Source organism: Pseudarthrobacter sp. NCCP-2145 (genome assembly GCF_023708005.1).
In the GTDB taxonomy this organism is placed as follows: domain Bacteria; phylum Actinomycetota; class Actinomycetes; order Actinomycetales; family Micrococcaceae; genus Arthrobacter; species Arthrobacter oxydans.
Genome location: NZ_BRCG01000009.1, coordinates 31,268 through 50,728, shown reverse-complemented (window position 1 = coordinate 50,728; position 19,461 = coordinate 31,268). Strand labels below are relative to the sequence as shown.

The window sequence follows — 19,461 nt, the reverse complement described above, 5'->3', positions numbered from 1 at the left end:
TTCAGGCCCCTTCCTGCTGTGCGTCAAGCCTGCGGTGGTTCGGCGGCCAGAAGTCGCCAGATGCCCGGAGTCCGGGGGCCCCTTCGGGTGCAGCGAGTTCTGCGCGGATCTCTTCCGCAAGGCGGTAGGTCATGTCCCGGCGCCAGGCCGGCAGGCCGTGGATGTCGTTGTGGTAGAGGTCGTCAGGGATGGCCTCCCGGATGGCCGCGGCCAGGTCCCCGGTCTCCGGGACCTCGTCGAAGCGCAGCTGCACAGGCCGCTTGGTGGCGGCGGTGACGGTGAGGACCAGGCGGTGTCCGCCGTCGAGCCTTCCAACCAGCAGCACCCCCGACCTGCCCAGGTTGCTGAGGGACAGGCGGCGGAATGCCACCCTGGATTCAAGGGCCGACGCCGGGAGGAAGACGCTGCGGAGAAGCTCGCCGGGTGCCAGGCAGTTCCGGGCGTCGCCGGTGACGAAGTCCGCCACCGGCACGCTGCGGCTGGTCCCGCCGGGCGCGAGGACTGTGGCTGTTCCGTCCAAACCGGCGCAGAGCGAAATGACCGGACCGGCGGGCAGGGACGTGCACAGGTTGCCGCCCACGGTGGACATGTTCCAGACCTTGAAGGATGCCACGAAGGAGTCGCAGCAGGGCCGGACCAGGTCCAGGGCCGGCCAGGCGCGGCCTGCTGCCTCCGCTGAACCGGGGAGTCCATACAGCTCGGCGACGGTGCAGGTGGCGGCGAGTTCGATTCCTTCGTCACTGATGGCCACCGGGGTCCAGCCTGCGCTGCCGAGGTCGAGCAGCCGCTTCAACGGCTGCGGCCCGAACGCAAGGCTGCCGTAGGAAAACAGCACGGTGCCCCCGGCCAGCCATGCGTCGCCGTCACGCCATTGTGCGGGGTCGGTGGTGGGGACTACCGCCTCGATGGTGTTCATGTCCATGCGATCTCCTGCTGCAAAACGTTGGTGGGTGCCGGCGCGGTGGCCGGTGGCGCGGCCGGCTGGTGGATGGGGCCGGAGGTTTCCCTCAACGGCTGGTGGGAGGCCGCCGGGTTCCTGGCGGCGATGACTTCTGCGAGGACGGACACCGCCACTTCCGCAGGGGTTGCCGCGCCGAGGTCCAGGCCCAGCGGTGAGTGGAGCTGGGCGATCCGGCCGGGGAGTATCCCCCGGTCCAGGAGGGCGCCCACCCGCTGGGCGTGGCTGCGCCGTGAGCCGAGTGCTCCGATGAACGCGACATCCAGTGTCAGCGCGGCTTCCAGCAGCGGAATGTCGAACTTGGGGTCGTGGGTGAGGACGCAGATCACGGTTCGGGAATCCACGCGGCCCGCGGCGGCCTCTGCTGCGAGGTACTGGTGCGGCCACGCGGTGACCACCTCGTCCGCCGCACTGAACCGTGCCTGGGAGGCAAAAGCCGGGCGGGCATCCACCAGGGTGACCAGGTAGCCGAGCGGTTTGGCGGCCGGCAGCAGCGCTGCGCTGAAGTCATTGGCACCGAAGACGAGCAGGCGCGGCGGTGCGAGCCTGGCTTCCACCAGGACGGCGGCGTCACTGGTGCACAGCCCTGCTCCGCCCAGGTCCAGGACACCGGTGGTGCCGGCACGGAGCATGGACTCGAGCTGCGCGGCGCTGGCCCGCCAGGTTGGTTCGCTGCCGCCGGTACCGTCGCTGCTTTCAAGCAGCGTGGCCAGTCCGCGGTGTCCGGCTGCCTTGATGGCGCCGGGGTCCGGAAGAACGACGGCGCCGCTGCCGCCGGCATCAGGGCGGACGTCCAGCCTGCGGACAAGCGCCACGGGTTCATCCGGCCCGTACCCCGCCAGCTGCCGGACGGCTTCTCCCAGCGCGCACCCGCGGTTCCTGTTGGCAGGCTCGATATGGACCTCCAGTTCTCCGCCGCAGGTGAGCCCGGCTGCGAAGGCGTCGTCGGAGCTGAAGCCGAATGCCTCAAGGCGCGTGGCGCCGTCGTCCATTGCTTCCAGCGCTGCCGCCATGACGGCGCCTTCGACGCAGCCTCCGGAGAGGCTGCCCAGGATTGCACCGTCCGCGGACACCAGCATGGAGGTGCCCACGGGCCGGGGGACGGAACCGCTGGCGCGCACGATGGTGGCCACTGCGAAGGGCTGTCCGGCCAGGGCCGGCGCCCAGGTTCCCAGTGACGGGATCAAGTCAAGCATGGCGGCACTCCTTCTTCCGCGCTGCGGTGGTGTCCATATTGTCGTTGCTGCGGGCTGGTTCGGAAAGCATGTGGTCCTGGAAGCGTGTGGGTCGGAAAATGCGCTGCAGTTCCGGACATCCGCTCCCGGGTCGCGGGGGCGGATGCCCGGAACCGGTGCGCTCAGGCGCCGAGCAGCAGGTTGATGGGTCCGCGGGCGAAGTACACCAGGAATCCGGCGCTGACCACCCACATCAGCGGATGGACTTTCTTGGCTTTCCCGGACGCCGCGCCGATGATGGCCCAGCTGATGAAGCCCACGCCGATGCCGTTGGCAATCGAATAGCTCAGCGGCATGGTCACGATGGTGAGGAAGGCGGGCAGGGCCACGGAGAACTTGCTGAATTTGATCTCGCGGATCTGCGCCATCATCATGGCGCCAACCACCACCAGGGCGGCAGCGGCGACCTCCAGCGGAACCACGCTGGTCAGCGGGGTGAGGAACATCGAGCCGAGGAACAGCACGCCCGTGACCACGGAGGCCAGGCCCGTGCGGGCGCCTTCGCCGATGCCGGCGGCGGAGTCGATATATACCGTGTTGGAGGAGCCCGATGTTGCCCCGCCGGCCACGGCGCCGAAGCCTTCCACGATGAAGGCGGACTTCAGCCGCGGGAACGTGCCGTCCTTGTGGGCGACGCCGGCGCTTTTGGCGAGGCCGGTCATGGTGCCCATGGCGTCGAAGAAGTTGGTGAACACCAGGGTGAACACCAGCATGGTGGCGGCAAGCGCGCCGATCCGGCCGAAGGCGCCGAACAGGTCGAACTGGCCCACCAGGCCCAGGTCCGGGGCGGACACCAGCTGGCCGGAGAGCACGGGGGTGTTCAGGTGCCAGCCGCCGGGGTTGGCGGCGCTGGCCGGGCCGATCTTCAGGACAGCCTCCACAATGGCCGCGAGGACGGTGGTGGCCACCATGCCGATCAGCAGGCCGCCCTGGACCTTGCGGGCCACCAGGATGCCCATGGCCAGCAGGCCGACCACGAACACCAGGGTGGGGACGGAGGTGATGGAGCCGCCGGTGCCCAGCTGGACGGGCGGGCCGCCCGTCGTCGCCTTGACGAAGCCGGAGTCCACGAAGCCGATGAAGGCAATGAACAGGCCGATGCCCACGGTGATGGCGGCCTTCAGTTCCCGGGGGACGGCCCGGAAGATGGCGGTCCGGGCGCCGGTGATGCCGAACAGGACGATCAGGAAGCCGTTGATCACCACCAGCCCCATGGCTTCTGCCCAGGTGACCTCCTGGATCACCGAGACGGCCAGGAAGGAGTTGATGCCGAGCCCGGCTGCGAGTCCGAACGGCAGGTTGGCGACGAGTCCGAAGAGGATGGTCATGACGCCGGCTGTCAGTCCGGTGACGGCGCCCACCTGCGCGGCGGAGAGCCAGCCGCCGGCGACGTCGGTGGGCGCGTTGTCCGCGCTGAAGCCGCCCAGGATCAGGGGGTTGAGGATGACGATGTACGCCATGGTGAAGAAGGTGACCAGGCCTCCGCGGAACTCCCGCGCAAGCGTGGAGCCGCGCTGGGTGATCTGGAAGAACCGGTCCAGGAAAGAGTCCGGTGCCGGCGGCCTGGGGCCGCGCGTTGCGGGCTTTGGGGTGCGGGGGCTTGGAGCCGAATGCTCCTCGTGGGAATTGTCCAGGATGGTCATGGTGAGCCGCCGGGCCTAGTAGTCGATCCTGGACTCGAGCGTGTTCCAGGTGGTGAACGGCTCCAGCGGGGCGGGTGCCTGCGGATCGTCCAGCTCCAGCTTCGAGACCGGCATCAGGGAGTTCCTGTCCTGGTTCTCGAAGTATTCATAGAAGACGGCGTCGTCAAAACCCACGGAGGCGGCGTCGTGCCGGTCTGCGGCGAACACGACCCGCTCCACCCGGGCCCAGAGCGCGGAGGCCAGGCACATGGGGCACGGCTCGCAGCTGGTGTAGAGGGTGGCGCCGGTGAGGTCGAAGGTGCCGAGTTCGCGGCAGGCCGTGCGGATGGCGGTGACCTCGGCGTGGGCGGTGGGATCGTTGTCCGCGGTGACGCGGTTGACGCCGTCGAACGTTTGGCCGTCGGCCGTGACGATCATCGCCCCGAAGGGTCCGCCGCTGTTGAGGACGTTGGCCGTGGCCAACCTGATGGATCTGGCCAGAAACTGTTCGGCCGTGACGGTGGTACTCATGATGCGACTTCCTTTTGCCGGGAAGCCTGATGCCGCTTGCAGGACCAGTAGAACCAGGTGCGACGGTTACCAGGCTTCAGCATGTGCTGTGAAGGTTAAGTTGCGCCTGGTAGATAGCTTCCCGGGAACCGGGTGCCCGCCTTTGGCAAGATCGAGGTTAGCACCGGATTGTGGTCCGCGCCATAGTTTTCTGAAAACTTTATTCCGCAATGTGAAATCCATGTTTCCTGCAGTTCACAGCCGCCCGGCCGGCGCGTAGTCACAATCCGCCGGCGTTGACGCGTCCCGGGCAGCACCCTACTCTGATCCCACCCGCACTCCCCCGGACGGCGGGCCCTGGATCAGCAGACAGGGGTTCACTGAGCTGGATTAATTCCAACTGCGCTCAGGCAAGGACAACCCATGAACCCTTCCCCCGCCCCCGCTCCCCGGCTGTGGATCAGGAACCCGCAGGCCGCCTTCACCGCCAACGGCCTGGATGCCTCCGGCGGCCTGGTGGTCAGTGCCGGGCTCATCGCGGAAGTACTGGCTGCCGGGCAAAGCCCCTCCGAACCCTGCCAGGAAACCTTCGACGCCGGCAGCCACGTGCTGCTGCCTGGCCTCATCAACACGCACCACCACTTCTACCAGACCCTCACCCGGGCATGGGGTCCCGCAGCGAACGTTCCGCTGTTTCCCTGGCTGCAGAACCTGTATCCGGTGTGGGCCCGGCTGACGCCGCGGGACCTCGAGCTGGCGTCGACCGTGGCACTGGCCGAGCTCCTGCTCTCGGGGTGCACCACGGCGGCCGACCACCACTATCTCTTTCCGGCCGGGCTGGAGGACGCCATCGATATCCAGGTGGAAACCGTCCGGCGGCTGGGAATGCGGGCCACCCTCACCCGCGGGTCCATGACCCTGGGAGCGGACGACGGCGGCCTGCCGCCCCAGTCAACGGTGCAGGCGCCGGAGGTGGTCCTGGCGGACAGTGAGCGGCTGGTGCAGCAGTACCACGAGCGCGGCGACGATGCCGTGATCCAGATAGCCCTCGCCCCATGCTCGCCCTTTTCGGTGACCAAGGAGATCATGGCCGGGAGCGCAGCCCTTGCGGAGCGCCTGGACGTGCGCCTCCACACCCACCTGGCGGAAACCCTGGATGAGGAGGACTTCTGCCGGGAGATGTTCGGGCTGCGCACCGTGGACTACCTGGACAGCGTGGGCTGGCTGACCGACCGCACCTGGCTGGGCCACGGCATCCACTTCAGCGACGCCGAGATCATCCGGCTGGGAGCAGCGGGCACCGCCGTCGCCCACTGCCCCACGTCGAACATGCGCCTGACCTCGGGGACCGCCCGAGTGCTGGAACTGGAGGACGCGGGAGTGCCGGTGGGGCTGGGAGTGGACGGATCGGCGTCGAACGATGCCTCGAACATGATCCTGGAGGCGCGGCAGGCGCTGTATCTCCAGCGGCTTCGGTATGGGGCGGACGTTCCGGTGGAGCGGGCGCTGGGCTGGGCCACCCGGGGATCGGCTGCCGTGCTGGGCCGCCCCGGACTGGGCCAGCTGGCGCCGGGAATGCAGGCGGACCTGGCCTTGTTCCGGCTGGACGGCCTGCGCTTTTCCGGCAGCCACGACCCCGTTGCCGCGCTGCTGCTGTGCGCCGCGGACCGGGCGGACCGCGTGATGGTCGGCGGCCGGTGGCGCGTGGTGGACGGCACGATTCCGGGACTCGACGTCGCCGGCCTTATCGCCGAACACTCAGCGGCAGCCCGCCGGCTGGTGGGGGGCTAGGACCGCCGGCCGCCGAAGCCCGGCAGGGCGTGGATCCAGCGGGAAATCCTGCCGGGAACGTGTTCCCGGTCGGCCGGAAGGTTGAAATCTGGATCCGTGCCGCCCCCGAGGGGAAGGTAGAACTCCGGAACTGCCGGCGCCGCCGCCTGTGCCGGTGCAACCGGCGTTGTGTCCTGCTGGTACATCTGATCCTCCTCCGAGGTAGTTCGCTAGTGCTCTAATTCCGCTGAGCGGAAATAAAGTTTTGCTATACGGAATACTCTAGGGTCAGGCTTCGGGGAGGTCAAGAGGCCGCGGCCCCGGCGGTCGCAAAACGAATTTTCAACTTGTGATGTACACCACCGGCCTGGCGGGGGTACGCTGGTTGTCAATTCGTGGCGCATGTCACGTAACCTGGGAGCAGCAGGCAGGGTCGTAATGAGCTGGCATCAATGGATGCCGGCTCTTTTTTGTTGGGTCGGCTCCACCGGAAACGCGCTTGAAATGCGCGCTTAATTTCAGTGATGGAACCTAGGTTCCACTTACCGGAAGTTGGGAACAGACCATGAGCAGCAACATCATCCTCGGCGAGAACCAGTACGGAAAGGCCGAGGTCCGGGTCGTCAAGATCACCCGCGACAGCGACCGCCACGAGATCGAAGACCTCAACGTCACCTCGCAACTGCGGGGGGATTTCGCCGCGGCCCACCTTGAGGGCGACAACGCCCACGTGGTGGCCACGGACACCCAGAAAAACACCATCTACGCCTTTGCCCGCGACGGCGTAGGATCGCCCGAAGCATTCCTGCTGCGCCTCGGCGAGCACTTCACCTCCAGCTTCGACTGGGTGACCGGCGGCCGCTGGGAAGCCGAGTCCTACAGCTGGAACCGCATCCAGGCCCACGGCGCTGAGCACGACCACTCCTTCGTGCGCAACGGCCAAGAGGTCCGCACCGCGGTCCTGGTCCGTGACGGCGCCACCACGCACCTCATTTCCGGACTCAAGGACCTCACCGTGCTGAAGTCCACCCAGTCCGGCTTCGTTGGCTACCCGAAGGACAGGTACACAACCCTCCAGGAAACCACCGACCGCATCCTGGCTACCGACGTCTCGGCCCGCTGGCGCTTCAAGACCGGAACGGACTTCAGCGCCTTGGACTTCAACAAGAACTACGACGACGTCAAGGGGCTCCTGCTCGAGGGCTTCACGGAGAAGTACTCCCACGCCCTCCAGCAGACCCTCTTCGATATGGGAACCAAGGTGCTTGAAGCCCACAGCGAGATCGACGAGATCAAGTTCTCGATGCCCAACAAGCACCACTTCCTCGTGGACCTCTCCCCGTTCGGCCTCGACAACCCCAACGAGGTCTTCTACGCGGCGGACCGGCCCTACGGCCTGATCGAGGCCACCGTCCAGCGCGAGGACGCCGCCCCGGCGGCCATCGCCTGGTCCGGCATCGCTGGCTTCTGCTAGGCACGCAGCCCCACTAACACCATCCGGTCCGGAGTTTTTGTTCCAGATAAGACGGCTTCTGAGCCTCTGAAGTCCGCATAGGTGGACAAAAACTCCGGACCCGCACCCCTCGCCTTTAGAACCCTGTTAGCCAGACAACGTTAGCCAGACGATGACGTCTGCCATGAACCAGAAAGTCTGCCATGAACATCAAGAACACCCTCAAAGCCGACGCCAAGAAGCACGGCAAGCGCCCCGCCTCCCACCGGCCGGAGGACGAACGGTTGTCCGTCGGGAGCAGCTTTGCCTACGGGTTCCAGCACGTCCTCACCATGTACGGCGGCATCATCGCCGTCCCCCTGATTGTGGGCCAGGCCGCGGGCCTCTCCCCTGCCGACATCGGCATCCTCATTGCCGCGGCGCTCTTCATGGGCGGCCTGGCCACCCTGCTGCAGACCATCGGCGTTCCGTTCTTTGGCTCCCAGCTTCCCCTGGTGCAGGGTGTGTCCTTCGCCAGTGTCGCCACCATGGTGGCCATCGTCAGCGGCGGAGGCGGATTGCCGGCCGTCTTCGGCGCGGTGATCGTATCCGCGGCCATCGGCCTGCTGATCGCCCCGGTCTTTTCCAAAATCGTGCGGTTCTTCCCGCCGGTAGTAACCGGGACCGTCATCACCACCATCGGCCTTACGCTGATGCCCGTCGCCGCCAACTGGGCCATGGGCGGCAACCGGACCGCAGAGAATTACGGCAGTATGGCCAACATCGGCCTCGCCGGCGTAACACTGGCCCTCGTCCTGCTCCTGAGCAAGGTCGGCAGCGCCACCATTTCCCGCCTGTCCATCCTCCTCGCCATGGTGGGCGGCACCGTCATCGCCGTCGTGACCGGCATGGCGGACTTCTCCAAGGTGGGCCAGGGACCCATCGCGGCCTTCCCCACCCCGTTCCATCTCGGCGCCCCCACCTTCGAAATCGCCGCCATCATCTCCATGGTGATCGTGGTGCTGGTCATCCTCACGGAGACGATGGCAGACATCCTGGCAGTCGGTGAAATCGTCGGGACCAAAGTCGATTCCAAGCGGATCGCCGCAGGACTCCGTGCAGATATGGGATCCAGCCTGATCGCCCCGATCTTCGGCTCGTTCACCCAGAGCGCGTTCGCACAAAACGTCGGCCTGGTGGCTGTCACCAAAATCAAGAGCCGCTACGTTGTGGCCGCAGGCGGCGTCATTCTGGTGATCCTCGGTCTGCTGCCCGTCATGGGCCGCGTTGTCGCAGCAGTCCCCACCGCGGTTCTCGGCGGGGCAGGAATTGTCCTGTTCGGCACGGTGGCCGCCAGCGGCATCCGGACGCTCGCCAAGGTGGAGTACAAGAACAACATGAACCTCATCATCGTGGCAGCGTCCATCGGCTTTGGCATGATCCCCATCGCCGCGCCCACCTTCTATGACCAGTTTCCGTCCTGGTTCAGCACCATCTTCCACTCCGGCATCAGCTCGGCCGCCGTCATGGCCATCCTGCTGAACCTGTTGTTCAACCACCTTCAGGCAGGCAACTCCGAAAACCAGTCTGTCTTCGTGGCCGGCACCGGACGGGTGGTCCGGGAGGAAGACCTCAAGTGCCTGGCCGACGGCGACCGCTTCGAAGGCGGCAAGCTCATCGACTGCGACGGCAAGGAAGTTCCGGTCCAGTCCTCCGAAAAGGCATCGGACCACTAGGAACGCCTGCGCACCAGGAACACGGCATAAAAAAGCGGCGGCGGCCCGTCCCGGAAAGGGCAGGCCGCCGCCGGCGTCGGCGCGGGGGCGGATCAGGTGCGGTTCATCTCCAGGGAGATGGCTTCCGCAGCCTCGCGGAGGACGGGCACCGCCTTGTCGGCGAAGTGCTCGTCCACGCGTGACACGGGGCCGGACACCGAAATGGCGGTGGGGGTGGGGGCGTTGGGCACAGCCATCGCGAAGCAGCGGACGCCCAGTTCCTGCTCCTCCTCGTCGATGGAGTAGCCGCGTTCCCGGATGAGCTTGAGGTCGGCCAGGAGGTCGTCAATGTCCCCGATGCTCTTGGGCGTGGGGGTGGGCATCCCGGCACGGGTGACGATGCCGCGGACCACGTCGTCGTCCAGCTGGGCCAGGATGGCCTTGCCGACGCCGGTGGCATGGGTATGGGCGCGCCGGCCCACCTCGGTGAACATGCGCATGGCGTGGAGCGAGGGAACCTGGGCAACGTAGATGACCATGTCCGAATCGAGCACGGCCATGTTGGACGTCTCCCCCAGGCGGTCCACCAGGGTTTTCAGCTGCGGCCGTGCCACGGCGCCAAGCTGCTTGTTGGCTCCTTCGCCCAGCCGGATCAGCCGCGGGCCCAGGGCGTAGCGCCGGTTGGGCAGCTGGCGGATATAGCCAAGCGATACCAGGGTGCGCAGCAGGCGGTGGATGGTGGGCAGCGGCAGGTCGGTGGATGACGACAACTCGCTGAGGGTAACGTCGCCGCCGGCATCAGTGATCAGTTCGAGCAGTTCGAAGACGCGTTCAACGGACTGCACGCCTCCTGCGGCTTTTTCAGCCATGGCCAGTCTCCTGTGGACTCGGATTCCGACAAGTCTTATCCGCATCGTGAAAAGAATTGCCCTAGAGTCCCAAGATACAGCACAACCCCTGCAGGCGCGATGAAGGGCGCCGTGGGCTTGTGTTTCCACAAAGTAGATAATAATATCCATAATACGAAAACATTCGGATATGGAACAGCAGCCCACTGGGCCCAACAGGAGGACATTCAATGGCGAACCCGAGCCCCGGAAATTCCATCACCCTGCGCGTGGAAGCGCCGTCAAGCTTCAGCGCCACCAGCGAGCTCGCTGCGGCAGTGGGTGCAGTCGGCGCTGCCATCACTGCCCTGGACGTCAGCGAGTCCCACCACGAGACCCTGGTTGTGGACGTCACCTGCAACACCACCGACGATGAGCACGCAGGCCGCGTCAAGGACGCCCTCAACGCGCTCGACGGCGTCACGGTCCAGCACGTCTCGGACCGCACCTTCCTGATGCACCTGGGCGGCAAGCTCGAAGTTGTCCCCAAGGTGGCCCTGCGCAACCGTGACGACCTCTCCCGCGCCTACACGCCCGGCGTCGCCCGCGTCTGCCTCGCCATTGCCGAGGACCCCGCGGCGGCCCGCAACCTGACGGTCAAGCGCAACACCATCGCGGTTGTCACGGACGGCTCGGCCGTCCTGGGCCTGGGCAACATCGGCCCGGCAGCCGCCCTGCCCGTCATGGAGGGCAAGGCCGCGCTGTTCAAGCAGTTCGCCAACGTGGATGCCTGGCCGGTCTGCCTGGACACCCAGGACACCGAGGAAATCATCAGCATCGTCAAGGCCCTGGCCCCCGTCTACGGCGGCGTGAACCTCGAGGACATCGCGGCCCCGCGCTGCTTCGAAATCGAGAACCGCCTCCGCGAGGAACTGGACATCCCGGTGTTCCACGACGACCAGCACGGCACCGCGATCGTCACCCTCGCGGCCCTTGTCAATGCACTCCGCGTGGTGGGCAAGAAGCTCTCCGAGGTCCGCATTGTGGTCTCCGGCGTGGGCGCAGCCGGCTCCGCCATCATCCAGCTCCTCAAGGCCCAGGGCGCGCAGCACATCATTGCAGCGGGCCGCTCCGGTGCGATCCACTCGGGCCAGGAGTATGGGGACGAGCACCGCAGCTGGATCGCCGCGAACACCAACCAGGAAGGCTTCAACGGCACCCTGCACGAGGCCCTCGTGGGTGCGGACGTGTTCATCGGCGTCAGCGCCCCGCACGTGATCGGTGAGGAGCAGGTCGCCGCGATGGCGGACGACGCGATCGTGTTTGCCATGGCTAACCCGACGCCGGAAATCGATCCGGTGCTCGCGGCGAAGCACGCCGCCGTGGTGGCCACAGGACGCAGCGACTTCCCCAACCAGATCAACAACGTGCTGGCATTCCCCGGCTTCTTCCGGGGGCTGCTGGACGCCGGAGCCTCGGACATCACGCCGGAGATGCTGGTGGCCGCCGCGGACGCCATTGCCAACCGGGTAGCTGACGAAGAGCTCAATGCCAGCTACATTATCCCCAGCGTCTTCGATCCCCATGTTGCCGCCGATGTTGCCTCAGCTGTTGCCGCGGCCGCCCACGCAGCGAACGTGGCCACCGCGGCCCCCGCCGAAGCAGCCCCGGCTCCCGAAGCCGCCCTGGCCAGCGCCTGATTCACTGCCTGACTGCAAGCCACAAGGAAAGGACCAGAAATGGCCATCACTGTCACAGATCCCCGGCCGATCGACCGCGCGGAGGAGATCCTCACCCCCAAGGCGCTGGCATTCATCGAGGAGCTTCACTCCCGCTTCGCCGGCACCCGCAACGAGCTCCTGGCGGCCAGGGCCGCCAAGCGCCAGCGGGTGGCCGAGACCGGAAAGCTCGACTTCCTGCCGGAGACGCAGGACGTGCGCGACGGCGACTGGAAAGTTGCGCCCGCCCCCGCACCGCTGCAGGACCGCCGGGTCGAAATGACCGGGCCCGCCTCCCCGGCGAAGATGGCCATCAATGCCCTGAACTCCGGCGCCAAGGTGTGGCTCGCGGACCTCGAGGATGCCAGCACCCCCACCTGGGGCAACGTCATCGACGCCATCCTCAACCTCCGCGACGCCGCCCAGGGCACCCTGAGCTACACCTCGGACGAGGGCAAGGAGTACAGGCTCCGCACGGACGCGCCGCTCGCCGTCGTGGTGGCCCGCCCCCGCGGCTGGCACATGCCCGAAAAGCACCTGCTCATCAACGGTGAACCCACGGTAGGCGCACTGGTGGACTTTGGCCTGCACTTCTTCCACGTGGCCAAGCAGCTGGTCCTCAACGGCCAGGGACCGTACTACTACCTGCCCAAGATGGAAAGCCACCTTGAGGCGCGGCTGTGGAATGACGTCTTTGTCTTCGCGCAGGACTACCTGGGCCTGGGCCAGGGGACCGTCCGCGCCACCGTGCTGATCGAGACCATCCCGGCCGCGTTCGAGATGGACGAGATCCTCTACGAACTGCGGGACCACGCTTCCGGCCTGAATGCAGGCCGCTGGGACTACCTGTTCAGCATCATCAAGTACTTCCGGGACGCCGGCGAGGAATTTGTGCTGCCGGACCGCGCCTCGGTGGCCATGACGGCACCGTTCATGCGCGCCTACACCGAACTGCTGGTCAAGACCTGCCACAAGCGCGGGGCCTTCGCGATGGGCGGCATGGCCGCCGTCATCCCCAACCGCCGCCACCCTGAGGTGACCGAGGCTGCCTTCGCCAAGGTCCGCGCGGACAAGACGCGTGAGGCCAACGACGGCTTCGACGGCTCCTGGGTTGCCCACCCCGACCTGGTGCCCACCTGCCGCGAGGTCTTCGACTCCGTCCTGGGCAGCAGGCCCAACCAGCTGGACAAGCAGCGGCCGGAGGTCAACGTCACGGCGGAGCAGCTGCTGGACGTTTCGTCCGCCGAGGGCCAGGTGACGGAGTCCGGACTGCGCCTGAACCTGTATGTCGCCGTGGCCTACACCGCGGTATGGCTGTCCGGAAACGGCGCGGTTGCCATCCACAACCTCATGGAGGATGCTGCCACGGCGGAAATCTCCCGCTCACAGGTCTGGCAGCAGATCCGCAACAAGTCCGTCCTGGCGGACACGGGCAACACCGTGACCCGTGAGCTGGTGGAACGGATCCTGGGCGAGGAAACCGAGCGGCTGCGGACCGAATTCGGCGACGAAGCCTTCCGCCGCTACTACCAGCCCGCCAGCGAACTGATCGCCGACATCTGCCTCTCGGAGGACTACACGGATTTCCTCACCACCCCGGCCTACGAACTGGTGGGCTGAGGCATGGCGGAAACACCCAAACCGTCCTTGTCCGTGGGCGACCTGGCGGCCATCGACGCGCAGCTCGCCGCGACGGACCACCTGCTGGAGCGGAACTACCCGGGCGACGACGGCTCCCGCCAGCCCGTCCACACCGTGTACGTCCCCGCAGACCGGTTTACGCCGTCGTTCGCAGCTGACTGGGGCGCGCAGGCGATGGCGACGGCGGCCGGCCACGGCGGGCTGGAACGCCTGGGCACGCTGCTGGGCCAGGATGACGCGCTGGCTGAGGCCGTCGCGGCCCGCGTGGAAGCGAAGCTGGACAGTGAGCCGGTCGAGGACCTGCGGCTCGATTTCGAGGACGGGTTCGGGGACAGGGGCGACGACGCCGAGGACGCCGCCGCCGTGGCAGCAGCAGCAGCGGTGGCCGCCGCCGTCGCGGCCGGGTCCGCTCCCCCGTTCATCGGCATCCGGTTCAAGTGCTTCGAGGCGCCCACGAGGGCCCGAGGGCTCCGGACGCTGGACCTCTTTGTCTCCGGGCTCGCAGCGGCTGGCGAACTTCCCGAGGGACTGGTCCTGACCCTGCCCAAGGTCACCACCGTGGCCCAGGTCCAGGCCATGGACTATGCCGTGTCCCGGCTGGAAGAGGTCCACTCCCTCCCCGCCGGCCGACTCCGCTTCGAGGTCCAGGTGGAAACCCCGCAGCTCATCCTGGGTCCGGACGGCACCTCTCCGGTGGCGCAGTTGCCGCACGCCGTCCCCGGCCGGATCAGCGGCCTGCACTACGGAACCTACGACTATTCCGCCTCCCTGCAGATCTCTGCCGAGTACCAGTCCATGGAGCACCCGGTGGCGGACTTCGCCAAGGAAGTCATGCAGCTGGCAGTGGCCGGCACCGGCATCCGTCTCTCGGACGGGTCCACCAACATCATCCCCGTGGGCGACAACGTGGAAAACGCCTGGCAGCTGCACGGCCGCCTGGTCCGGCGGTCGCTGGAACGCGGCTTCTACCAGGGCTGGGACCTGCACCCGGCCCAGCTGCCCAGCCGGTTCGCCGCCACCTATGCCTTCTACCGGCAAGGACTCCCCGCTGCCGCGGCCCGGCTGCGGAACTACGTGGAACAGACCGAAGGCGGCGTCATGGATGAACCCGCCACGGCCCGCGCCCTGGCCGCCTTCGTCCTCCGCGGCGTCCAGTGCGGCGCCGTCGGTGCCGAGGAAGTCCAGGCGCTGGCCGGCGTCGGAATTCCGCAGCTCACAGTGCTGGCGCACCCGCGGCTCGCCACCACGTCCAACTCCTAGGTAAGGATCAATTTTCATGGGCAAGTACTATTCCCCCACCGGCGGACTGCCGCCGCAGACCCACCTGACCACCGAGCGCGCCATCGTGACCGAGGCGTACACGGTAATCCCGAAGGGCGTCATGACGGACATCGTCACGTCCAACCTGCCCGGTTTCTCGAATACCCGGTCCTGGATCATCGCCCGACCCATCTCCGGCTTCGCCACCACGTTCTCGCAGCTCATCGTGGAGATCGGCCCGGGCGGCGGCGCCCCCAAGGCCGAGTTCGAGGCCGGGGTGGAAGGCGTCATCTTCGTGACCCGCGGCAAGGTCAGCCTCACCCTCGACGGTGAACTGCACCAGCTGGAGGAAGGCGGCTACGCCTACCTGGCGGCCGGTTCGGAGTGGGGCCTGGAGAACGTATCCGACGACGTTGTGTCCTTCCACTGGATCCGCAAGGCCTACGAACGCCTTGAGGGCTACGAGGCCAAGTCCTTCGTCACCAACGAAAAGGACGTGGAGCCGACGGCGATGCCGGACACCGACGGCGCCTGGAAGACCACCCGCTTCACGGATTCCAGCGACCTCGCCCACGACATGCAGGTGAACATCGTGACGTTCCAGCCCGGCGGCGTCATCCCGTTCCCCGAAACCCACGTCATGGAACACGGCCTCTACGTCCTCGAGGGCAAGGCCATGTACCTGCTGAACAACGACTGGGTGGAGGTGGAGGCAGGCGACTTCATGTGGCTGCGCGCCTTCTGCCCGCAGGCCTGCTATGCCGGCGGGCCGGGCGAGTTCCGCTACCTGCTCTACAAGGACATGAACCGGCAGGTCCGCCTCACCTGACCCTCTTTCCAGCCACGTAGCAGCACATGCCGTAGTGGGCCACCAAAAGGACATGTGCTGCTGCCTGGTTGGGGGAAAAATGGTGGCATGGGCACAATCCGGGTCCGCGGGTGGAAGCGTACGGCGGCAGCCCTGTGCGTGGCCCTGCTGGTGGGAGCCTCTGCCGGCTGCATCCGGGAACCCGATCCCCCGAAGCCGGAGCCGCCCGCCGCCTTTGCGCTGCTGGAGGCCTTCAGCGCCCGGATGCTGGCGGAGGGCGCCCCCGCCGTCCTGATCGCCGTCAGGACCGGAACCGGCACCTGGAGCCACGCCGCCGGAGTGCGGAGCCTGGACTCGGCCGAGCCCGCCACGGTATCCGATACCGTCCGTGTGGGCGGCATTACCGAATCCCTGATCGCCGTCTCGGTGATGAAACTTGCGGCGGAGGGCAGGCTGGACCTGGACAGCCAGGCCAGCCGCTACCTGCCCGAGTTCGGCAGCGTCCTCCATCCGCCCGGCCCTGTGAGCGTGCGGCAGCTCCTGACCCACGAATCCGGGATCCCCGATTTTTCCGTCCCCCTGCTGGCGTCCGGAAGCTGGGCAGAAACGATGAACCGGCCGCTCAGCCTCGAACAGCAGCTGGCCCTGGCGGCCACCGAGCCGTGGGACGGCCGGCTGGCACGGATCTTCGACTACTCCCGTTCGAACTACGCGGCGCTTGCCCTCATTGTTGAACGGCTCCGCGGCCGGGGTATCGATGAGGTCCTGGCTGAGGACATCGCCCGCCCCCTGCGCCTGGAGGCGACCCGGATGGGCGGCCCCCCGCCCACCGGCATGGTCCACGGGTACATCACCCTGGAGGGCAGGCGCACGGATGCCAGCATGCCGGCCTGGCAGGCGGAATCGGCCTCCACCGGGGCCCTCTCAACTGTGGAGGAAGTGAACACGTTCTACGCCGCGCTGCTGCAGGGCAGGCTGCTGCCCCCGGACAGCGTGACGGCCATGAAGGGCGGCTACTCGCAGTACTACGGCTTTGCCCTGCGGCGCTGGAACAACACCTGCAACAACCGCTTCTACTACGGCCTGCCCGGTGACACCGACGGATACGGAATGATCGCCATGACCAGCGAGGACGGCAGGATCCAGCTGGCAATGTCCCTCGCCTACCCTCCGGCACCGCCCACCCTTGAGGCCCACCCGCTGATCCATGAGATGCAGGACGTGGCACAGGAAGCCCTCAACAGCCTGTGCTGAGGGCATCCTGTCGAGCTTCGTGCGGGGTCAGGCCCCCGGGTTCAGGACCACCATGATGCAGCCGTCCTCTTTCTTCTGGAACTTTTCGTACAGGGCAGGCGCGCCTTCCAGCCCCGAGCGGTGGGTGACCAGGTCCATCACGCCCAGCGGATCGGCGTCGTCCTCCACCAGGGGCAGGATGTCATCGGTCCAGCGCCGGACGTTGCACTGGCCCATCCGGACCTGGATCTGCTTGTCGAACATGGTCAGCAGGGGCATGGGGCTGGCCTGGCCGCCGTACACGCCGCTCAGGGACAGCGTGCCGCCGCGCCGTACTGCGTCGATCGAGGTGTGGAGCACGGCCAGGCGGTCCACGCCGGCAGTTTCCATCGCCTTCTGGGCGAGCTTGTCGGGCAGCAGTGCGAGCGCCTGGTGGGCGAAACCCGCAACAGGGGAACCGTGGGCTTCCATCCCGACGGCGTCAATGACCGCGTCCGGTCCCCGCCCGGCGGTCATCTCCCGCAACTGGTCCGCCACGTCCTTGCCGTAGTCGAGGGTTTCCACGCCGTGCCGCTCCGCCATCGCGCGGCGCTCGGGGACCGGATCCACGCCGACGACCCTAAGCCCGCGCTGCACGCCGATACGGCTCGCGAACTGTCCCACGGGCCCGAGCCCAAAGACCGCGAGGGTACCTCCGGGCGGGACGTCCGCGTATTCGACGCCCTGCCAGGCGGTGGGAAGGATGTCGGAAAGGAACAAGTACCTGTCATCCGGAAGTTCGCTGCCCACCTTCACCGGCCCGTAGTCCGCGTGGGGCACACGCAGGTACTCCGCCTGCCCGCCCGGAACCGAGCCGTAAAGTTCGGAGAAGCCGAAAAGCGCGGCGCCGGAACCCTTGCTCCTGACCTGAGAGGTTTCACACTGCGACTGCAGTCCTTGGGCACACATGAAGCAGTGGCCGCAGGAGATGTTGAAAGGTATCACCACGCGGTCGCCCTTGCGGAGGTTGGTGACGGCGCTGCCCACCTCCTCGACGATGCCCATCGGCTCATGGCCCATGACGTCGCCCTTTTGCATGTACGCGCCGAGCACCTCGTACAGGTGCAGGTCCGAGCCGCAGATCGCCGTCGACGTGATCCGCACAATGGCGTCCGTCGGATCCTGGATGACGGGGTCGGGTACTTCTGCCACGCTTACCGAGCGTTTTCCTTGCCAGGTCAGTGCTTTCACGATTCGCCTTTCCGCAGGTTTTGCCTTCAGTCCGGGCGGAGCCCATCAACCGACGGTATCGGTTCCGGCAGAAAAAAGTAAGTAAGCTGACTAAAGTCTTGTCGCGGGGCCCCGGGGCTTCTAGCGTAGGAAGGGCCAGATCCCAGGACACGCGCGAAAGAGGAACGCCATGACGCTCTACCAGCCGGAACCGGTTGAGATCTCCACCCGCATACGGCCAGGCGAATGGACGGAAGAGAGCCTGGAGGAACTCGTGGGCACCTACCGCACCAGGATCATGGAGATGGGTGCCAACATGGCGGAAGTGAGCACGGACATCGAGCGGAGCGATGACGGTTCAGTCAGGGTGGCGGTGGTGTGGAACAAACCCGCTAACGCGGGCGACGAGGATGCCGTCACCGGCGGCCAAAGCGTCTGAACCGGCTGGCCGGCCGAACGGCAAACGCCCCAGCCAGGCCACCCTGCCACGCGCCTCAGCGCGGCCCTTCCGTACTGGCGAGCAGCCGGCCAAGGACGCTGGAGGACACGTTCTCCAGGAGGTCCCGCGGCCCTTCGTAGACCTCCGCCGCGCCTGCATCCCGGAGTTCGCCTGCACTTGTCCCCCCGCATGTCACGGCAATCGACGGGATCCCCAGGGCTGCAGCAGCCTTCATGTCCCACACGGCGTCCCCGATGTAGACGGCGTCTGCGGCCTGGACGCCAATGGCATCCAGTGCCGCCACGAGGATGTCCGGTGCCGGCTTGCTGTTCTTTGCGTCGTTGGCGCTGGTGGCGCCGTCGATGAAGGCGTCGGCGCCCAGGACGGACTTCATGACGTCCAGGTCTTTCCTGCGCGCCGAGGAGGCCAGCGCAACGGCCAGGCCTCCGGCATGGCACCGGGCCAGCAGGTCCCTGGCTCCGTCAAAGGCACGGAGCGATGGCCAGTGGGATGCGTAGAGCGCCCCGTGGCTGGCCATGACCTCCGGGTCGAGGGACCGGTCGCGCCCCTCGGGCAGGAGGCTGTCCACCAGGCGGTCGCCGCCCATGCCCACATGGTGGTGGATGGTGGCCATCGGGATGTCGTAGCCCTGCTGCCGGAAGGCACCCCACCAGGCGACCGTATGGATGTAGGACGAGTCGATCAGGGTGCCGTCAACGTCAAAAAGAACCCCCCGGCGTCGTCCGCCAGGGGGTACAGGGTTGTGGTGTGCCATCAGCCGACCGCTGCCCGCTTGGCTGCCGGCGCCTTCTTCTGGCGGGCCGCCTCTTCCTTGGCAGAATTCACGGGGCGGACGCGTTCCCGGAGGACCGTTCCTGCGCCGTCGTGGCTCTTGTCCCGGATCAGCCCGGTCCCTGCAATTTCCCGTGCCATCGCCACGCCGGCAACAGCAGCCCTTTTCGTGGGGAAGGTGACCGAGATGGCCATGAGGCTCCCGGCTCCATCCAGCATCCGCACCCTGTAGCCGCCGTCAGGCGCATCCACGAGCTCAAAATATCCGGCCATTCGTATCACTCCTCCATCA

Annotated in this window: 18 protein-coding genes; 9 read left to right on the top strand and 9 right to left on the bottom strand. The window is 66.9% G+C overall.

Annotated elements, in window-relative coordinates; all coding sequences use genetic code 11:
- Window position 1: 1 nt before the first annotated feature.
- From NFU08_RS09720 to NFU08_RS09705, 4 genes are all read right to left on the bottom strand, one after another.
- Window positions 2–922, bottom strand: coding sequence for an FAD binding domain-containing protein (locus NFU08_RS09720; RefSeq protein ID WP_251422639.1), 921 nt, complete (start codon window positions 920–922; stop codon window positions 2–4).
- Entirely contained in the window at window positions 913–2,154 is a 1,242-nt protein-coding gene (locus NFU08_RS09715) for an XdhC family protein (RefSeq protein ID WP_251422636.1), read from the bottom strand. The genes NFU08_RS09720 and NFU08_RS09715 overlap by 10 nt, the downstream gene beginning before the upstream one ends.
- Before the next feature lie 161 nt (window positions 2,155–2,315).
- Window positions 2,316–3,836 (bottom strand): NCS2 family permease, encoded by a 1,521-nt coding sequence (locus NFU08_RS09710; RefSeq protein WP_251422632.1) that lies wholly within the window; start codon window positions 3,834–3,836, stop codon window positions 2,316–2,318.
- Between the two features lie 15 nt (window positions 3,837–3,851).
- Window positions 3,852–4,346, bottom strand: coding sequence for a nucleoside deaminase (locus NFU08_RS09705; protein WP_174177249.1), 495 nt, complete (start codon window positions 4,344–4,346; stop codon window positions 3,852–3,854).
- 402 nt (window positions 4,347–4,748) lie between these two features.
- Here NFU08_RS09705 and NFU08_RS09700 point away from each other — a divergent pair, with 402 nt between their 5' ends.
- On the top strand, window positions 4,749–6,116 hold the full coding sequence (locus NFU08_RS09700) for an 8-oxoguanine deaminase (protein ID WP_251422629.1): 1,368 nt from the start codon (window positions 4,749–4,751) through the stop codon (window positions 6,114–6,116).
- Here the strand turns inward: NFU08_RS09700 and NFU08_RS09695 are convergent.
- Window positions 6,113–6,301, bottom strand: coding sequence for a hypothetical protein (locus tag NFU08_RS09695; protein WP_174177254.1), 189 nt, complete (start codon window positions 6,299–6,301; stop codon window positions 6,113–6,115). The genes NFU08_RS09700 and NFU08_RS09695 overlap by 4 nt on opposite strands.
- Before the next feature lie 359 nt (window positions 6,302–6,660).
- Between NFU08_RS09695 and pucL the strand changes: the two genes are divergently transcribed.
- Window positions 6,661–7,569: a factor-independent urate hydroxylase gene (pucL, locus tag NFU08_RS09690; RefSeq protein ID WP_174177256.1), complete on the top strand. Its 909-nt coding sequence runs from the start codon at window positions 6,661–6,663 to the stop codon at window positions 7,567–7,569.
- A gap of 182 nt (window positions 7,570–7,751) precedes the next feature.
- A complete protein-coding gene (locus NFU08_RS09685; RefSeq protein ID WP_174177258.1) occupies window positions 7,752–9,263 on the top strand; it encodes a nucleobase:cation symporter-2 family protein in 1,512 nt (503 codons plus the stop codon).
- A gap of 92 nt (window positions 9,264–9,355) precedes the next feature.
- Here the strand turns inward: NFU08_RS09685 and NFU08_RS09680 are convergent, their stop codons facing one another.
- Window positions 9,356–10,111: an IclR family transcriptional regulator gene (locus NFU08_RS09680; protein WP_104189556.1), complete on the bottom strand. Its 756-nt coding sequence runs from the start codon at window positions 10,109–10,111 to the stop codon at window positions 9,356–9,358.
- Window positions 10,112–10,320: 209 nt separating this feature from the next.
- Here NFU08_RS09680 and NFU08_RS09675 point away from each other — a divergent pair, with 209 nt between their 5' ends.
- From NFU08_RS09675 to NFU08_RS09655, 5 genes are all read left to right on the top strand, one after another.
- On the top strand, window positions 10,321–11,769 hold the full coding sequence (locus NFU08_RS09675) for an NAD-dependent malic enzyme (RefSeq protein WP_251422626.1): 1,449 nt from the start codon (window positions 10,321–10,323) through the stop codon (window positions 11,767–11,769).
- 39 nt (window positions 11,770–11,808) lie between these two features.
- Window positions 11,809–13,407, top strand: a complete 1,599-nt coding sequence (gene aceB / locus NFU08_RS09670; RefSeq protein WP_174177262.1) for a malate synthase A — start codon at window positions 11,809–11,811, stop codon at window positions 13,405–13,407.
- A 3-nt stretch (window positions 13,408–13,410) separates the two neighbouring features.
- Entirely contained in the window at window positions 13,411–14,688 is a 1,278-nt protein-coding gene (locus NFU08_RS09665) for a DUF6986 family protein (protein ID WP_251422623.1), read from the top strand.
- 16 nt (window positions 14,689–14,704) lie between these two features.
- On the top strand, window positions 14,705–15,517 hold the full coding sequence (locus NFU08_RS09660) for a bifunctional allantoicase/(S)-ureidoglycine aminohydrolase (protein ID WP_174177266.1): 813 nt from the start codon (window positions 14,705–14,707) through the stop codon (window positions 15,515–15,517).
- Between the two features lie 87 nt (window positions 15,518–15,604).
- The gene (locus NFU08_RS09655) at window positions 15,605–16,750 is read left to right on the top strand and encodes a serine hydrolase (protein WP_251422621.1); all 1,146 of its coding nucleotides are present in this window, start codon (window positions 15,605–15,607) and stop codon (window positions 16,748–16,750) included.
- A gap of 27 nt (window positions 16,751–16,777) precedes the next feature.
- On the opposite strand, the gene NFU08_RS09650 is transcribed toward NFU08_RS09655, so the two are convergent.
- Window positions 16,778–17,959 carry a zinc-dependent alcohol dehydrogenase gene (locus NFU08_RS09650; protein ID WP_251422618.1) on the bottom strand — a complete coding sequence of 394 codons (1,182 nt, stop codon included), beginning with the start codon at window positions 17,957–17,959 and terminating at the stop codon, window positions 16,778–16,780.
- Between the two features lie 169 nt (window positions 17,960–18,128).
- Between NFU08_RS09650 and NFU08_RS09645 the strand changes: the two genes are divergently transcribed.
- Window positions 18,129–18,377 carry a hypothetical protein gene (locus NFU08_RS09645; RefSeq protein ID WP_174177272.1) on the top strand — a complete coding sequence of 83 codons (249 nt, stop codon included), beginning with the start codon at window positions 18,129–18,131 and terminating at the stop codon, window positions 18,375–18,377.
- A gap of 55 nt (window positions 18,378–18,432) precedes the next feature.
- Here the strand turns inward: NFU08_RS09645 and NFU08_RS09640 are convergent, their stop codons facing one another.
- The gene (locus NFU08_RS09640; RefSeq protein WP_251422615.1) at window positions 18,433–19,152 is read right to left on the bottom strand and encodes an HAD family hydrolase; all 720 of its coding nucleotides are present in this window, start codon (window positions 19,150–19,152) and stop codon (window positions 18,433–18,435) included.
- Entirely contained in the window at window positions 19,152–19,442 is a 291-nt protein-coding gene (locus tag NFU08_RS09635) for a hypothetical protein (RefSeq protein WP_251422612.1), read from the bottom strand. The genes NFU08_RS09640 and NFU08_RS09635 overlap by 1 nt, the downstream gene beginning before the upstream one ends.
- Window positions 19,443–19,461: the final 19 nt, after the last annotated feature.

Bases quoted from the DNA above. Each gene is read 5' to 3' on its own strand.
- NFU08_RS09720 (WP_251422639.1), bottom strand. From the start codon at position 922: ATGGACATGAACACCATCGAGGCGGTAGTCCCCACCACCGACCCCGCA.
- NFU08_RS09715 (WP_251422636.1), bottom strand. From the start codon at position 2,154: ATGCTTGACTTGATCCCGTCACTGGGAACCTGGGCGCCGGCCCTGGCC.
- NFU08_RS09710 (WP_251422632.1), bottom strand. From the start codon at position 3,836: ATGACCATCCTGGACAATTCCCACGAGGAGCATTCGGCTCCAAGCCCC.
- NFU08_RS09705 (WP_174177249.1), bottom strand. From the start codon at position 4,346: ATGAGTACCACCGTCACGGCCGAACAGTTTCTGGCCAGATCCATCAGG.
- NFU08_RS09700 (WP_251422629.1), top strand. From the start codon at position 4,749: ATGAACCCTTCCCCCGCCCCCGCTCCCCGGCTGTGGATCAGGAACCCG.
- NFU08_RS09695 (WP_174177254.1), bottom strand. From the start codon at position 6,301: ATGTACCAGCAGGACACAACGCCGGTTGCACCGGCACAGGCGGCGGCG.
- pucL (WP_174177256.1), top strand. From the start codon at position 6,661: ATGAGCAGCAACATCATCCTCGGCGAGAACCAGTACGGAAAGGCCGAG.
- NFU08_RS09685 (WP_174177258.1), top strand. From the start codon at position 7,752: ATGAACATCAAGAACACCCTCAAAGCCGACGCCAAGAAGCACGGCAAG.
- NFU08_RS09680 (WP_104189556.1), bottom strand. From the start codon at position 10,111: ATGGCTGAAAAAGCCGCAGGAGGCGTGCAGTCCGTTGAACGCGTCTTC.
- NFU08_RS09675 (WP_251422626.1), top strand. From the start codon at position 10,321: ATGGCGAACCCGAGCCCCGGAAATTCCATCACCCTGCGCGTGGAAGCG.
- aceB (WP_174177262.1), top strand. From the start codon at position 11,809: ATGGCCATCACTGTCACAGATCCCCGGCCGATCGACCGCGCGGAGGAG.
- NFU08_RS09665 (WP_251422623.1), top strand. From the start codon at position 13,411: ATGGCGGAAACACCCAAACCGTCCTTGTCCGTGGGCGACCTGGCGGCC.
- NFU08_RS09660 (WP_174177266.1), top strand. From the start codon at position 14,705: ATGGGCAAGTACTATTCCCCCACCGGCGGACTGCCGCCGCAGACCCAC.
- NFU08_RS09655 (WP_251422621.1), top strand. From the start codon at position 15,605: ATGGGCACAATCCGGGTCCGCGGGTGGAAGCGTACGGCGGCAGCCCTG.
- NFU08_RS09645 (WP_174177272.1), top strand. From the start codon at position 18,129: ATGACGCTCTACCAGCCGGAACCGGTTGAGATCTCCACCCGCATACGG.
- NFU08_RS09640 (WP_251422615.1), bottom strand. From the start codon at position 19,152: ATGGCACACCACAACCCTGTACCCCCTGGCGGACGACGCCGGGGGGTT.
- NFU08_RS09635 (WP_251422612.1), bottom strand. From the start codon at position 19,442: ATGGCCGGATATTTTGAGCTCGTGGATGCGCCTGACGGCGGCTACAGG.